Annotated in this window: 13 protein-coding genes; 7 read left to right on the top strand and 6 right to left on the bottom strand. The window is 60.3% G+C overall.

Annotated features, from left to right (window positions below; translation table 11 throughout):
* Nucleotides 1-63: 63 nt before the first annotated feature.
* From FTO74_RS11765 to FTO74_RS11780, 4 genes are all read left to right on the top strand, one after another.
* Complete coding sequence (locus FTO74_RS11765) at nt 64-579, top strand: DNA starvation/stationary phase protection protein (RefSeq protein WP_162538324.1); 516 nt, start codon at nt 64-66, stop codon at nt 577-579.
* 149 nt (nt 580-728) lie between these two features.
* On the top strand, nt 729-1,784 hold the full coding sequence (locus FTO74_RS11770) for an NAD(P)-dependent alcohol dehydrogenase (RefSeq protein WP_162538325.1): 1,056 nt from the start codon (nt 729-731) through the stop codon (nt 1,782-1,784).
* 10 nt (nt 1,785-1,794) lie between these two features.
* Nucleotides 1,795-2,802, top strand: coding sequence for an AraC family transcriptional regulator (locus tag FTO74_RS11775; protein WP_162538326.1), 1,008 nt, complete (start codon nt 1,795-1,797; stop codon nt 2,800-2,802).
* 355 nt (nt 2,803-3,157) lie between these two features.
* Entirely contained in the window at nt 3,158-4,819 is a 1,662-nt protein-coding gene (locus FTO74_RS11780) for a cbb3-type cytochrome c oxidase subunit I (RefSeq protein WP_162538327.1), read from the top strand.
* Here the strand turns inward: FTO74_RS11780 and FTO74_RS11785 are convergent.
* On the bottom strand, nt 4,816-5,520 hold the full coding sequence (locus tag FTO74_RS11785) for a Crp/Fnr family transcriptional regulator (protein ID WP_162538328.1): 705 nt from the start codon (nt 5,518-5,520) through the stop codon (nt 4,816-4,818). The genes FTO74_RS11780 and FTO74_RS11785 overlap by 4 nt on opposite strands.
* A gap of 182 nt (nt 5,521-5,702) precedes the next feature.
* Between FTO74_RS11785 and FTO74_RS11790 the strand changes: the two genes are divergently transcribed.
* From FTO74_RS11790 to FTO74_RS11800, 3 genes are all read left to right on the top strand, one after another.
* Nucleotides 5,703-7,622 carry a pyrroloquinoline quinone-dependent dehydrogenase gene (locus FTO74_RS11790; protein ID WP_162538329.1) on the top strand — a complete coding sequence of 640 codons (1,920 nt, stop codon included), beginning with the start codon at nt 5,703-5,705 and terminating at the stop codon, nt 7,620-7,622.
* Nucleotides 7,623-7,645: 23 nt separating this feature from the next.
* Complete coding sequence (locus tag FTO74_RS11795) at nt 7,646-8,632, top strand: cupin domain-containing protein (protein ID WP_162538330.1); 987 nt, start codon at nt 7,646-7,648, stop codon at nt 8,630-8,632.
* 105 nt (nt 8,633-8,737) lie between these two features.
* On the top strand, nt 8,738-9,085 hold the full coding sequence (locus FTO74_RS11800; protein WP_162538331.1) for a cytochrome c: 348 nt from the start codon (nt 8,738-8,740) through the stop codon (nt 9,083-9,085).
* Here FTO74_RS11800 and FTO74_RS11805 read toward each other — a convergent pair whose 3' ends face one another.
* The 5 genes from FTO74_RS11805 to FTO74_RS11825 all read right to left on the bottom strand — a co-directional run bounded on the left by FTO74_RS11805 (nt 9,086) and on the right by FTO74_RS11825 (nt 14,100).
* Entirely contained in the window at nt 9,086-9,838 is a 753-nt protein-coding gene (locus FTO74_RS11805) for an aldolase (protein WP_162538332.1), read from the bottom strand. It lies immediately after the preceding gene.
* A gap of 27 nt (nt 9,839-9,865) precedes the next feature.
* On the bottom strand, nt 9,866-11,092 hold the full coding sequence (locus FTO74_RS11810) for a lactonase family protein (RefSeq protein ID WP_162538333.1): 1,227 nt from the start codon (nt 11,090-11,092) through the stop codon (nt 9,866-9,868).
* A 25-nt stretch (nt 11,093-11,117) separates the two neighbouring features.
* Complete coding sequence (locus FTO74_RS11815) at nt 11,118-11,918, bottom strand: cupin domain-containing protein (RefSeq protein WP_162538334.1); 801 nt, start codon at nt 11,916-11,918, stop codon at nt 11,118-11,120.
* 171 nt (nt 11,919-12,089) lie between these two features.
* Nucleotides 12,090-13,130, bottom strand: coding sequence for a hypothetical protein (locus tag FTO74_RS11820; RefSeq protein WP_162538335.1), 1,041 nt, complete (start codon nt 13,128-13,130; stop codon nt 12,090-12,092).
* Between the two features lie 4 nt (nt 13,131-13,134).
* On the bottom strand, nt 13,135-14,100 hold the full coding sequence (locus FTO74_RS11825; protein ID WP_162538336.1) for a 2-hydroxyacid dehydrogenase: 966 nt from the start codon (nt 14,098-14,100) through the stop codon (nt 13,135-13,137).
* Nucleotides 14,101-14,110: the final 10 nt, after the last annotated feature.

Here is a 14,110-nt window from a genome sequence, read left to right on the forward strand (position 1 = left end):
AAAATGCCACGGTGAAGGGCTATGGATTGCGAGCCACTCACTATAACGATCGAAAGGAAATTCATGTCTACCAAAACTGAGCTCGTGGCACGCCGGAAAGCACCCCTAACGACGCCATCCGATATCGATCCAAAGGATGTAGAGGACATTGCCGGGGCACTCAATGCTCTGCTCGCGGATGTCTTCAGCTTGTACCTGAAGACCAAGAACTTCCACTGGCACATGAGCGGTCCGCACTTCCGGGACTATCATCTTCTGCTGGACGATCATGGCGACCAGATCTTCGGCATGACCGACGACATCGCCGAGCGGGTGCGCAAGCTCGGCGGAACGACGATCCGCTCCATTGGCCACATCGCTCGCCTGCAGCGCATTGAAGATAACGATGCCGAGTACGTCACTCCGAAGGACATGCTGAGCGAGTTGCATGAGGATGAAAAGGCCCTGGTCCTGAACATGCGTGCCGCGCATACGCTCTGCGATGATGCAGGCGATGTCGCCACGGCCAGCCTGCTCGAGAACTGGATCGATCAGTCGCAGCGGCGTAGCTGGTTCCTCTTCGAGGCGACCCGCGGCTAGGTATTTGGGTGGGTTGATCCGCCTGTACTGGCGGGTCAACTTTCCTAAAGCGAACCACCTGGGCGGCCACTTGCAGCGTGGCGTATTCTGCATACAGAATGGCGGGTCTTGCATAGCGTCACTCAGGCAAACGGACTACATTTGACCCTATGTACAACGCCAAAGCATTCTCCGCCGCCAGTGAGACATCGCCGCTAGACTCCACCACGATCGTGCGGCGCGATCCAACCGATACCGACGTACAGATTGAGATTCTCTACTGCGGAATCTGCCACTCCGACCTGCACCAGGTCCGCAATGAGTGGAGCGGCGCCATGCCGACCGTCTATCCCTGCGTTCCGGGTCACGAGATCGTCGGCCGTGTCACCAAGGTCGGCTCCGCGGTCACCAAATTCAAGGTCGGCGACACCGCCGCCGTCGGCTGCATGGTCGACTCCGACGGAACCTGTCCGGAGTGCCTCGCGGGCTTCGAGCAGTTCTGTGCCAACTCGACCCTCACCTATAACTTCCCCGATAAGCACACCGGCGGCGTCACCTACGGCGGCTACTCCGACAGCATCGTCGTCGATCAGCGCTTTGTGCTGCACATTCCATCGGGCCTCGATCTCGCCGGAGCCGCTCCCCTGCTCTGCGCCGGTATCACCACCTACTCGCCCATGCACCACTGGGGCGTCACCAAGGGAAAGAAGGTCGGCATCGTCGGGCTCGGCGGACTGGGCCACATGGGCGTGAAGTTTGCTCATGCGCTCGGGGCACACGTTGTGCTCTTCACCACGTCGCCGAACAAGAAGGAAGACGCGTTGCGTCTTGGAGCCGATGAGGTGGTCATCTCTCGCAATGCCGATGAGATGGCCAAACATGCGGGCAGCTTCGACTTCATCCTCGATGCGGTCTCGGCCGACCACGACATCAACGCCTACCTTCACCTGCTGCGGCGCGACGGCAACCTCTGCCTCGTCGGCGCACCGGAGAAGCCACTGGCGGTTGCGGCCTTCAACCTGCTCTTCGGCCGTCGCAGCCTCTCCGGCTCGCCCGTCGGCGGCATCGCCGAGACCCAGGAGATGCTCGACTTCTGCGGCAAGCACAACATCACCGCCGATGTGGAGATCATCCCCATCCAGCAGGTTAACGAGGCCTACGAGCGTCTGTTGAAGTCTGACATCAAGTACCGCTTCGTGATCGATATGGCATCACTGAAGGGCTAAGCACAGGTAGATGAGCAAACACTTTCGGGTTCCCAGTCGTCTGGCTACGAGGTTGCAGAAGTTGGGAATCCGTGTGCCTGATCTGCTGCAAAGTGCGGGGCTGCCGCCGGGACTCCTCGACCAGCCCCGCATCCTCGTAACCACCGAAGAGCTGTTTGCCCTATGGCACAGAATCGGCCAGTCCGCCCCGAATCCTGCCATCGGGCTCGACCTGGGTACAGAGTCGAAGGCCGAGCACTTCGACCCTGTCGCCCTGGCCGCGCTCTCTACCGGCAGCTTCGGCGAAGCCGTGCTCCAGATGGCTCGGTACAAGCAGCTCTCCTGCCCCGAAGAGATCATCCTTGAAACCGACCGTGACGAGTGGAGCATTCAGTTTCGCTGGCTGCTCGCCAACGAGCCCGAGCCAGACGCGCTCAGCGATCTCTGCTTCGCCTGGGTGCTCTGCGTCGCACGCCAGGGCACCGGGACCCGCATCACGCCGGTGCGGCTTGAGCTGATGCAGCCGCGCAAGTATGCAAAGGCGCTCGCGCGTCACTTTGACTGCCCCATCGCCTTCGGGGCCGCTCGCAATGCCATCATCTTCCGGGCATCCGATGCCGCAATCCCCTTCGTAACCCGCAATGCCGAGCTGCTGGCCATGCTGGCTCCGCAGTTCGATGAGGAGTTGAAGCAGCACTCCGGCCAGGAGAGCTTTCCTGAACGTGTGCGGACCGTCATTCAAAGAAAGCTCACTGGCCGTCGTCCCAAAATGCAGGAGATCGCGCACGAGCTTCACATCAGCACCCGTACCCTGCAACGCCGGTTGCAGGACGAGGGATACAGCTTCCAGCAGGTGCTGGAGGAGGCGCGCCATCAGCTTGCTCGCCACTATCTCAACAGCTCGGAGCTGGAGCTGAGCGAGACCGCATACCTGCTCGGATATGAGGATGCGAACTCCTTCGTTCGCGCCTTCCGCATGTGGGAGGGCGTTCCTCCGGCTCAGTGGCGTGGAGCCCAGAGGCTGAAGATCGCCTCGTAGGAGCCTCCTCTGAGCAAGTAATAACACTATCCCTGACAACCAGCTTACGAAATTAAGACAAAGCCTGTGACCGCGATCACAGAGCTTCTGTACGCGCATGGACGATGCTGGGGCTGAGGAGAAGAACCCAGATGCCCTTCCGAGTGCTTCAGTCCGCACCCTGCTCAAAAGCCTGCGCCAACTGCCCCAACTCCCTGCGTCGACTCCAGACCTGCAATGAGCACTCCGCCTGCCCAGGCTACGGCACCAGCGCTAACTGTCCGCCTCTGATCGTCTTCGCCGTCCTCGAGTGCGCCCGGGCTGCCCTGGCCGCCGCAAACCTTCCCGCATTCGGCAGCATGAGAGGAGCACACGCATGAGCACCGCAGTAGCTCCCATTTCTACCCAAACCGCTCTCCCACCGGAGCACACCTACCTCAACGCATCGCATGGCCTCAAGAGCTGGCTGCTCACGCAGGACCACAAGCGCATCGCCATACTGTACCTCTTCGGTGTCACCTTCTTCTTTATCGTCGGCGGTCTGCTCGCCTTCGCGCTGCGGCTGGAGCTGCTTACGCCCGCCTCGGACCTGATGGCACTCGACACCTATAACAAGGTCTTCACCATGCACGGGATCGTGATGATCTTCTTCGTCCTCATCCCCGCGGTCCCGGCCGTCATCGGCAACTTTATCCTGCCGCTGATGCTGGGCGCGCGCGACCTTGCCTTCCCGCGCATCAACCTGCTGAGCTGGTACTGCTACATGATCGCCGGACTGATGCTGCTCTACACCGTCATCAACGGCGGCGTGGACACGGGCTGGACCTTCACCGCACCGCTCAGCACGCGCTTCGTCAATACGAATGTCATCTCCGCTGGTCTGGCCGCGTTCGTCGCGGGCTTCTCCTCTATCTTCACCGGCCTCAACTTCATCGTCACTATCCACCGTATGCGCGCGCCGGGGCTCACGTGGTTCCGGCTGCCGCTCTTCGTCTGGGCCAACTACGCAGCATCCATCATCATGGTGCTCGGAACGCCCGTCGTTGCTATCTCCATTGTTCTAGTTGCGCTGGAACGGCTGGTCGGCATCGGTATCTTCGACCCGCGCATTGGCGGCGATCCGCTGCTCTTCCAGCATCTGTTCTGGTTCTACTCGCACCCTGCCGTCTACCTGATGCTGCTGCCGTCGATGGGAGTCATATCGGAGATCATCGCCTGCTTCTCCCGCAAGCGTGTCTTCGGCTACACCGCCGTCGCCTTCTCCTCGGTGGCCATCGCCGTCTTCGGCTTCTTAGTCTGGGAGCACCACATGTTCATCATGGGTGTCTCGAACTACTCTGCCCTGGTCTTCTCGCTGCTGACGATGCTGGTCGCCGTGCCCTCGGCCATCAAGGTCTTCAACTGGACGACCACACTCTACAAGGGCTCCATCACCTTCGATGCGCCGATGATCTACGTCTTCTGCTTCCTGGGACTGTTTGCCATCGGCGGCTGCACCGGCGTCTTTCTCGGCTCCATGGGGATGGACATCCACCTGACCGAGACCTACTTCATCGTGGCTCACTTCCACTTCGTCATGGTCGGGTCGGTCATCATGGGCTACCTGGGCGGCCTGCACTTCTGGTGGCCCAAGATCACCGGCCGCATGTATCCCGAAGGCCCGGCCAAGCTAGCTGCTCTCCTCATCTTCGTAGGATTTTTCTTCACCTTCGGGCCGCAGTTTATCCTCGGCTTCCTTGGAATGCCGCGTCGCTATGCCGTGTACCCGCCCGAGTGGCAGGTGCTCAACATCTTCTCCACTGCCGGCGCAACGGTCATGGGAGCCGGTTACCTGCTCACGATGATCTATCTGGGCTGGTCCTTCTACAAAGGTCCCATTGCCAGCTCCAACCCCTGGCGAGCCTACGGGCTGGAGTGGCAGACGACTTCTCCGCCGCCGGTCGAAAACTTTTCCGAGACGCCTGTCGTTACCCGCGAGGCTTACGACTACGCCTCTATCGACGCACCCGAGCATCTGGCCCTGCAAGCCGAAGCCTAACGATACAAGGTTTCCATTTTTTCCGGCTGCAGCAGGGTGATCCGTTCTCCATCCTGCTGCACCATCTTTTCTTTGCGGAAGCGAGCGAGCAGCCGCGTCACGGTTTCACGCGAGATTCCGGCCATGCTCCCCAACTCCTCATGGGTCAGGGGCATGTTGAACTCCATCGGCTCTTTCTGATTGCTACGGGCGCCCATCCGTCCCCAATCGAGCAGTACGCTGGCCAGTTTGCCCGCCGCAGAGCCGGACAGGGCCAACCGCCGCGCACTCATGATCGCCCCTTCGTACTCTAGCGAGACCGACGCGACCGTGTTCCGGCCAACCTCCCGGAACTTCTCCATGAACCCCAGGAACTCCACCCGGCTGATGGCTTTTACCTCGCAGCGCTCCAGCGACTCCGCCGTAAGCCGATGCTCGGTGCCCTTCATCGCCGCCGCCAGCCCCAGGACATCGCCGGGTCCGGCAATCCGCACCAGCAATAACCGGCCCTCAGCAGAGGAGGCACTCAACTTGAGCCGTCCCTCGCAGACCACGTAGACCTTGTCCGCCGAGTAGCCCTCGTGCAGCAGCCGCTCACCGGCGTGGAGCCGCATATGGCTCCCGATGGCCTGCAATTCGGCGAGCGCCTCCACCGGCAGGCTGCAGAAGCAGTCCGTTCCGCGCACCAGGCACGTCAGACAATCCCGTCCTGCTGGCTCCATGCGCACTGCCTCCTGCACCCAATCCTACTCCCATGCAACCGGGCCGTGGACAGGACTCCAACCGTTGCCCCAGGAGCATTTCGCAGGTTTTCGCTTGTCCCTTTGCCCTGAAACTGATCCACTTATTGGGCTGACGCTCTTTTCAACACTCTCAGTCAAGACTCATCGTGGAAGGATGTTGCGTGCGATTTGGAATCGGTGCTGCTGTTCTCCTCTGGGCTGCTGTCTCCAACTCGGGGACGCTGCATGCCCAGTCCCCGGCCGACTGGCCCATGTTCGGCCATGACCCTGGCAGCACACGCTTTTCGCCGCTCGACCAGATCAACACCCAGACCGTCTCCACGCTGACGCGCGCTTGGACGTACCACATGAAGCGCGACAGCCCGGCGGCCACGTCTGCCGGTGCGATTGGCCACGGCGGCGGGCGCAGATCGTCGCAGGCGACGCCCATCGTGATCGACGGGACGATGTATCTGCCCACGCCCTACGGCACTGTGGTCGCGCTCGATCCCGAGACCGGGACCGAGCTGTGGACGTTCAAGATGGATAAGAGCAATCCGGCCGGGCGCGGCGTAAGCTACTGGCCGGGAGATGCCCAGGCGCCTGCCTCCATCGTCTTCGGGACACGCGACGCCAGGCTGATAGCACTCAACGCCAAGACCGGCAAGCTAATGGAGACCTTCGGCAATCATGGCATTGTCGACCTGAAAGTCGGGGTCGATAACGGCTTTCACGACGCGCGCTATGACATGACCTCGCCGCCGGAGATCTATAAAGACCTCATCATCACCGGCTCTCAGGTACAGGAGACCCCCTCGCGCGGGACCTCCGGCGACGTGCGCGCCTGGGATGTGCACACCGGCAAGCTCGTCTGGCAGTTCCACTCCGTGCCGCACCCCGGCGAGACCGGCAACGACACCTGGCCCGCGGACGGCTGGCAGAACCGCTCCGGCACTAACGTCTGGGGCATGATAAGCGTCGATCTGAAGCGCGGACTGGTCTTCCTGCCCTTCGGATCGCCGAGCTTCGACTTCTACGGCAAGGACCGCAAGGGCAAGAACCTCTTCGGCAACAGCCTCGTCGCGCTGGACGCTCAGACCGGCAAGCTGGCCTGGTACTTCCAGACCGTTCACCACGATATTACGGACTTCGACCTGGAGTCGGCGCCGGTCTTGATGGATGTACGGCACAAGGGCAAAGATATTCCCGCCGTCGCCGTCATCGGCAAGGCCGGGTTGATGTACATCCTCGACCGCCGCAACGGCAAGCCGATCTATGGCGTCGAGGAGCGGCCCGTTCCGGCCAGCGATGTTCCGGGTGAGGTATCGTGGCCGACGCAGCCCTTCCCTCTGAAGCCAGTGCCGCTGGGGCGCAACTCCTTCAACGCCAGCGAGATTGCGACCGTCACTCCCGAACACCAGAAGTTCTGCGAGACCATGTACGCGAAGGAAGGAGGCAGGAACAGAGGCCCCTTCACTCCGTTCGGCATGGAGATGACCATCATGTTTCCGGGCACCATCGGCGTCACGAACTGGCAGGGCATGTCACTGAACCCCAAGCTGGGCTACCTCTTCGTGAACACCACTGACCTCGCCGACATCGGGAAGGTACAGGCGCTGCCCGCCGGGTCCGACCCGCAGTACGAACGCGCCAGCCCCTGGGGAACCTACGCGCACTTCTGGGATAACGACAAGTTCTGGCCGTGCCAGCAGCCGCCCTGGGGCCAGTTGTGGGCCATCAATGTCAACACGGGCGAGGTCGCATGGAAGATTCCGTTCGGCGTCGTTCCAGAGCTGGAAGCAAAGGGTGTCCACGGCACCGGCACACCCAATTATGGCGGCTCCATCGCTACGGCGGGTGGGCTTGTCTTCATCGCGGCGACGAACGACCAGCACTTCAGAGCCTTTGAGGCCGGCACCGGCAAGGTCTTGTGGGATACCAAGCTCGAGACCGGTTCTTACAACGTTCCCATGACCTTCCAGGGTAAGAGCGGCAAGCAGTATGTCGCCCTGGTCGCCACGGGAGGAAGCTACTACGACGCAACCTCGGGCGATTCACTGATTGCATTCGCGCTTCCAACTGGAAGCTCCGCCGCTCACTAAACGATGTACGTTGGGGAGAAGAGATGATGATTCGTATGAGACAGGTAAACCTCAGACCCACAGCGATTGCGATTGCACTCGTCTGCACTCTCATCTCCCCTGCCCTCGCGCAGACGGCGGCTCACCCCAGCGTGGCCACCAAGGGCAAGGGCGGCAACACCTACGACGGCCCCGGCGATATGCACTATCTGCCGAAGCGCGACTCGGTAGACCGTCGCGTCGATATGTTTTTCGCCGACTGGCACGAGTCCATGCCGCGCTCCCTGTACGGCTCGCTGATCCTGCGGGACATTCTGACCAAGGGCGATCAGCTCGCTCCACCCGCAAAGGGCGCGGTGCTCCAGTCGGCCAACTTTCTCTCATACGGTCGGCTGCCCGCGCACGCCTCGACCGTGCCTTCGACGTTGAGCAACAATCAGGAAGTCTTCTACATCATGTCGGGCACCGGCGAGATCACCTCGAGTACAAAGACCGTGGACCTGCACAAGGACATCGCGATCCTGATGCCGCAGGGAGCCCAGTTCACTATGAAGAGTACTGGTGACGAAGACCTCACCATGTACATCCTCGACGAGCCTGTCCCCACGGGCTTTCATCCGAAGCCCGAGATGATCTCGACCGACGAACGCAAGGTTCCGATCCGCACTCCGCTGGTGGCGTCGCAGTTCACTGTGCCCGGTGGATCGGGGCACTGGGCACACATTGTACGCGACCTCTTCAACACATCGGACGGCATGGCTACGGTCGGCGATGTGATTACCGTGGAGGTCAATCCGCTCACCCTGGGCGAGCCGCACCCGCATCTCCCCGGCAAGGAAGAGGTGTGGCTCGCCATCGACGGAACCAGCCTGGCCTTCGTCGGGCCACAGCTCCGCGTACAGCATCCGGGAATGGCATACATGCTGCGCCCGGACGGCATGACGCAGCACTCCAACATCAACAACAGCGACAAACCGGTGAAGTTTCTGTGGTTCAATACGAATACGGGATTGTCCGCTCAGAGGCGCTAGTCCGCTCGCGGAAACGTTATCCTATGAAGAGCGATGCGCACAGGGCAAAGGCTCGATCAGAAGCAGTGTAGAGGTGATATGTCGAAGGGTAGGGTTTTAAACGTTGTGGCAGCGGGGCTTACAGCACTAACGCTGGTATCTTCGGCAGCAGCCCAGGCCGATGCGCCGCTGCCCGAGGGTCCGGGCAAGGCCATCATCCAGAAGATGTGTGTCGGGTGCCACAAGATCTCGGTCATCACCTCCAAGCGCGCAACGCCGGAGCAGTGGGCTAACATCGTGCAGCAGATGGTCTCACGCGGCGCGGACGGCACGGATGAGGAGATCGAGACGGTCACACGCTATCTCTCCACCAACTTCCCTCCCCAGGCGGATGACAAGCCTGCAACGCCGCCCCCCGCGCCTCCTTCTATCAGCCTGAATGCCCGGTTTTACGCACCTCTGCCAACGCCCTAGTTAGTCGGAAAGCTCCGACCAGCCGGGGCTGATGAGGTCGAGGTGCAGCTTCATCGCATCGAAGTGCATGTACGACTGCTGCCGCTCCTGCTCGAACTGGCGTGCCGTCTGCTCGGCGATGTGATCGGGGATTGCGCGCAGCGACTTGCCTGTGCTCTGAGCCAGCACCTGTACGGTGCAGGCGCGCTCGAGATAGTAGAGATCGTCGAAGACGTTCGCGATGGTCTCGCCACACAGCACCACGCCATGATTGGCCATAAACATCACGTCCGCGTTCTCAAGCTTGCTGGTGATACGGTCACCCTCCGCGGGATCGAGAGCAAGACCTCCGTACTCGTTGTCATAAGCGACACGGCCGTAGTAACGCAATGAATTCTGGCTCGCCCACTCGAGCTTGCCATCCTCCAGCAGGGTAAGCGCCGTCGCATACGGCATGTGCGTGTGCATGATGCAGCGCGCACTCTTCTTGGCCCTATGGATGCAGCCGTGGATGAAGAACGCCGTCGGCTCGACATTGCGGTGGCCGTCGAGTTTGTTTCCATCCACATCGACCGTGACGATATCGGAGGGAAGCATATCCTCCCAGTACACGCCCTGCGGGTTGATGAGAAAGGCGTCCGCGCCCCCATCGTTCGGGAGCGCGAAACTAAAGTGGTTACAAACTCCCTCATGCAGTCCAAGGTGTGCTGCGATCCTTAGCGCCGCGGTGAGGTCGATCTTCGCCTGTCGAACTAAGTCCGTTTGTAGTTGCATATTGCTCACGTAGTGTCAGTAGTTCGGCTAGGGTTGGACAGGAACGAACTTCAGGCAGACCGGCGTATCCATCGAGATCTGCTTGCCAGTGGGGGCGAGCTTGCCCGTGCTCTGATCGATCTTGTAGCTGACGATGGTGTTGTGCAGCTCGCTGGCCGCCAGCAGGAAGGAACCGGTAGGGTCGATGGCGAAGCTGCGCGGCATGATGATGGTCTGCTGCTCCTGCACCTGGGTCAGGGTTCCCTTCACCGGGTCGATGGCAAAGACGCCAATGGTGTCGGGACCACGCGAGCCGTCGCTGCCGACGCGGCGGTTCGACTCGTAGAGGAAGCGTCCATCGCGGCCGACCTCGATCTCGGCGCTGTGGTTGTCGGTCACCAGGCCGGGCGTCACGGTGGAGATCGCCTGTACCGGAGTGAGCACACCCGCGGGGTCCCACGCGAAGACATTCAATGCGCCGCTCATCTCACCGAGCTGATAGCCAAACTTGCCGTTCCGGCCAAAGGTGAAGTGACGCGGGCCGCCGCCGGGAGCAACCGTGGCGAAGTGCGGCTCGGGTGGCGAGAGAGCGCCGGTCTTGTCGTCGAAGTCATAGACGAAGACCTTATCCTGGCCGAGGTCGGAGACGATGACGTGGCGGTTGTCCGGGGAGGGCAGGATCGAGTGCGGATGCGGCATGGCCTGGATAAGCGGGTCAACGCTGTGGCCGATGTGCTGCATGAACGCCGTCATGCCGCCGATGGAGCCATCGGGATGGATGTTAAGGATGGTGACGCTGCCGCTGCCGAAGTTGGCCATCATCACATATCGGCCGGTCTGATCCATCGAGAGGAAGCAGGTGCTGGTGCCACCGGTCGGCTTGGTGTTCAGCAGACGCAGCTTACCGGTTGCAGGCTCGATAGCGTAGGCGCTGACATAAGAGGCATGATCGAGCGGCGGCCCCACAGAGGTGGGATCTTCGCTGACCGCGTAGAGAAACTTATGGTTCGGCGAGATCGTGATGAACGATGGATTCGCAATCTCAGCGGCAAGCTGCGGCTCGCCTATCTCGCCCGTTCCGGCATTGAAGCGCATCACATAAATGCCCTTGCTCTTGGGCTGGCCGGCGAGCTGCGGAAGATTGTGGCGAACAAACTTGAAACCCGTGTAGGTGCCGGAGTAGAGGAAAAACTCCTTGCCCTGGGCCTGCAGGCGTGGGCTGGCAAAGAAGACGAGCGCCAGAATAAAACAGAGTGGCAAGCGAAGACGTTTCATAGCAGTTCGTGATCTCCATCTACAGCTAGTTTGCGTGAGGTGCAGCGGGGGAAGGCTTATGGGCAAAGTAGAGAAATTTGACGTCAGTGTCTTCGTTGGGGTTGATAGAGCTGTGTGGCGTCTTGCCGTCCGGCACCTCGAGGAAGGCCGTGCCCGGCGTCTGCCTACGCAGCTGATTCGACACGAAGGCGATGCCCGTGCCACGTAACGCGGTCCATACAGCCTCAACATCCGTGGATGCGGTGACCGTCGGCCGTCCGATCGTGAGCGGATCAAGCGCAATAGTCGAGACCTCATCAAGTGTAGCCAGGCCATCGGCCGCAACGAAGATCTTCTTCACCATGTACGCCCACTCGGCGTCCGTCGCGGCAAAGGGAAGACTGTTCTCGTCGCGCGACAGCATGGTGGTGTTGGGATGAAAGCCCGACGAGGTGGGCTCTTGAATGACATACATCTGGAGCGGCTTGTCGCCGGTGTTCGTGATCGTGAACTCAAGATTGGCGGGCATCAGGACCGCAACATTCACTGATAGCGGAATCGTCTGGCTACCCGAAGTCGCAGTACCAGTGCCAGATTCGACAAAATAAATCTGCTGCTGGCCTTCGAGACGAACCTTAGACGTGGCCGCGTGTACGGGCAAAATGGCGTGCTGATAGGAGCTTACAAAACGCAGCACCGCCCCCTTGCTGCCGGGATGCTGGACATCGCCCGGCGTGAGCAGATCCTGCTCCGTCAAGCTGCGATAAGCCGTATGCGCGGGTGCTGCGTGCCAGTCGCCGAAGTAGAGATCGACGTGGTCTCCATAGGACTGGCCAAGCGCAGTCATGGAGAACAGAGCGCAGACGCCGAGAGAGAACAATGCTCTTTTTACCATGGGTAGATTGCCGTCCTGCCTCTCGAGTTGCGGCGAGTTTGCACCGCATTAGATTTAAGTGAAACAGCTTACACCTACAAGCAACAAGCGAAATAGTACGAAACCCCTCCTCGCAAGAACAGCTTATTTCGTCTCGGGAAGGGTGTAATAGAGATACGAATTGCTCCAGCGAATGGTCTCGCCGGGGGCGGCCGACAGACTAACAAAGGGCTCTACCGCGACCGTCGAGCGGATAGACCATACCTCGGCCTGTGCAAGGGGACGATCTCCCGTGATTCTCACTCCTGCTCCAACCTTGTTGTTCTCCACGCGGAAATCGTTGTCCTGCGGCGTTGCTGCGAAACCGCCGATCTGAACGGTGAAGACCTCTTTTCCCTCAAGCTGTTTTCGATAGGAGATGCGATTGCCATCAACGGTCCCAAGGTCACGTTTGATGGGCTTCTCCGGTGCGATGGCGAATGGCAGGCTCACCGAAAAACCAGGCCCCGTGGGCTGATGATCGAGCACTAGAAAGTTGTGGTTGAAGACCTCTGTGACGATGGGCTCGCGGCCAAGATTCTTCAGGACATGATCCATCACCAGAACGGGCTTTCCCGGAAGTAACCGCAGTGTCTTGGTGTAGCGGTATCCATACCCCGAGCTTCGATCCACAACCGTCTGGGTAAACTCGATGGAAGTTGCCCTCGCCTTCACCTTCCACTTGCCGTGGTCGACGATCTCATACTGACGATAAGGGCTGTACTTCTGGTCATCCGGCTTGCGCAGAACACCGATACCGATCTTTACAAAGGTCTGTCCGGAAGAAACGCGGCTAAAACCGAGGGGCAATCCATCCTTTGTATCGAAGCTCTCCGATGGGCCAGTGATGGCGCTGGCACTGCCTGCTGTAATGTCAGCCCCATCGAAAATATAGTCGCGGACGCCAGGCTCTATCTTCGTAAACCAGGGGCCGTAGTAGGAGTGTCCTGCGTAGGCAAGATCGCCTATGATGCCCGACCAATCGAAACGGGTTCCTCGATAGAACCCGTTTGCAGCATCGGGCAGGTAGATCGTTGCATGGAGGATGCCATTGTCGATCTTTGCCGTGGGTGGCTGATCTTGTGCGGCCGCAGATGTGGCAAGAGCAAACCCCAGAGCCATGCTCAAACTGCGGAGAGGACGCATCGCCTCAGTACTCCCCGACCACGATGTTTTGCAGCGGCTCTTGCCGGGCGAACCGCAGAGCCTGCTGGGTGGCAAGCTCGAACGCTCGCCGCGCCGTGTGGGCGCTATCGCTGGCGACATGCGGCGTCAGCAAAAGATTTGGGGCGTTCCAAAGCGGATGCTCCGTAGGAAGTGGCTCGGGATCGACGACATCAATCGCGGCGCGGATATGATGTTGCTCCAATGCCTTGAGCAGTGCATCTGTATCGACAGTCGCACCGCGCCCCGCATTGACGAGCAATGCCCCACGCTTCATCAGGGCAAGCCGCTCGGCATTGAAGAGATGGTGCGTCTCTGAGGTGAGCGGCATGATGAGCACTACGATATCGGCATGCGGCAGCAGGTCGTCGAGACGATCAACCGGTTCAACACCCGGCCGAGCGCTACGGGCAACACGCAGAAACTTCGGCCCGAAGGCTGTGAGACGAGCCTCAATGGCCTGCCCGATGGAGCCATAGCCTACGATGAGGATTGTGCTCTCGGCCACCTCATCAATAAGGGCCGGCAAGTTGACACCCGCCTTTGTTCCCGGCTGCATCAGGTAGATCTTCTCGGCGTCTTCCTTGCCATCCCAGTCATGCTTTCGCTGCAAGTCCAGATAGAACGGAAGGTACTTCTGCATGGCAAGCACCGCGGTGACTGCCCACTCCGCCGTGGGGATGTCATGCACGCCGCGCGCATCGCACAGTATTACTTCGGGCGGAAGAATCTTGAGCAAGGCATCGACCCCGGCGAAGAGGGATTGCACCACTCGAACTCCCCGCAGATGAGGCCATTGCTTACGGGCCGTAGCCGAGGAGAAAGGCGCAATCCAGAAGTCGATATCGATGGTCGATGCAGGCTCATCCGGGATTCGGACCAGCTCGACCTCATTCGTAAAGCCGCCGAGAAAAGACTCCTCGGTTGATACTTCCACTCCAACGCGAATCATAACTTAGTCC

This window comes from Granulicella sp. WH15, assembly GCF_009914315.1.
Lineage (GTDB): Bacteria > Acidobacteriota > Terriglobia > Terriglobales > Acidobacteriaceae > Edaphobacter.

What these genes read in the sequence shown, in the direction of transcription:
- FTO74_RS11765 (WP_162538324.1), top strand. Translation starts at nt 64, where the DNA reads ATGTCTACCAAAACTGAGCTCGTGGCACGCCGGAAAGCACCCCTAACG.
- FTO74_RS11785 (WP_162538328.1), bottom strand. Translation starts at nt 5,520, where the DNA reads ATGGAGCCAGCAGGACGGGATTGTCTGACGTGCCTGGTGCGCGGAACG.
- FTO74_RS11825 (WP_162538336.1), bottom strand. Translation starts at nt 14,100, where the DNA reads ATGATTCGCGTTGGAGTGGAAGTATCAACCGAGGAGTCTTTTCTCGGC.
- FTO74_RS11820 (WP_162538335.1), bottom strand. Translation starts at nt 13,130, where the DNA reads ATGCGTCCTCTCCGCAGTTTGAGCATGGCTCTGGGGTTTGCTCTTGCC.
- FTO74_RS11780 (WP_162538327.1), top strand. Translation starts at nt 3,158, where the DNA reads ATGAGCACCGCAGTAGCTCCCATTTCTACCCAAACCGCTCTCCCACCG.
- FTO74_RS11815 (WP_162538334.1), bottom strand. Translation starts at nt 11,918, where the DNA reads ATGACTGCGCTTGGCCAGTCCTATGGAGACCACGTCGATCTCTACTTC.
- FTO74_RS11805 (WP_162538332.1), bottom strand. Translation starts at nt 9,838, where the DNA reads ATGCAACTACAAACGGACTTAGTTCGACAGGCGAAGATCGACCTCACC.
- FTO74_RS11810 (WP_162538333.1), bottom strand. Translation starts at nt 11,092, where the DNA reads ATGAAACGTCTTCGCTTGCCACTCTGTTTTATTCTGGCGCTCGTCTTC.
- FTO74_RS11795 (WP_162538330.1), top strand. Translation starts at nt 7,646, where the DNA reads ATGATGATTCGTATGAGACAGGTAAACCTCAGACCCACAGCGATTGCG.
- FTO74_RS11775 (WP_162538326.1), top strand. Translation starts at nt 1,795, where the DNA reads ATGAGCAAACACTTTCGGGTTCCCAGTCGTCTGGCTACGAGGTTGCAG.
- FTO74_RS11770 (WP_162538325.1), top strand. Translation starts at nt 729, where the DNA reads ATGTACAACGCCAAAGCATTCTCCGCCGCCAGTGAGACATCGCCGCTA.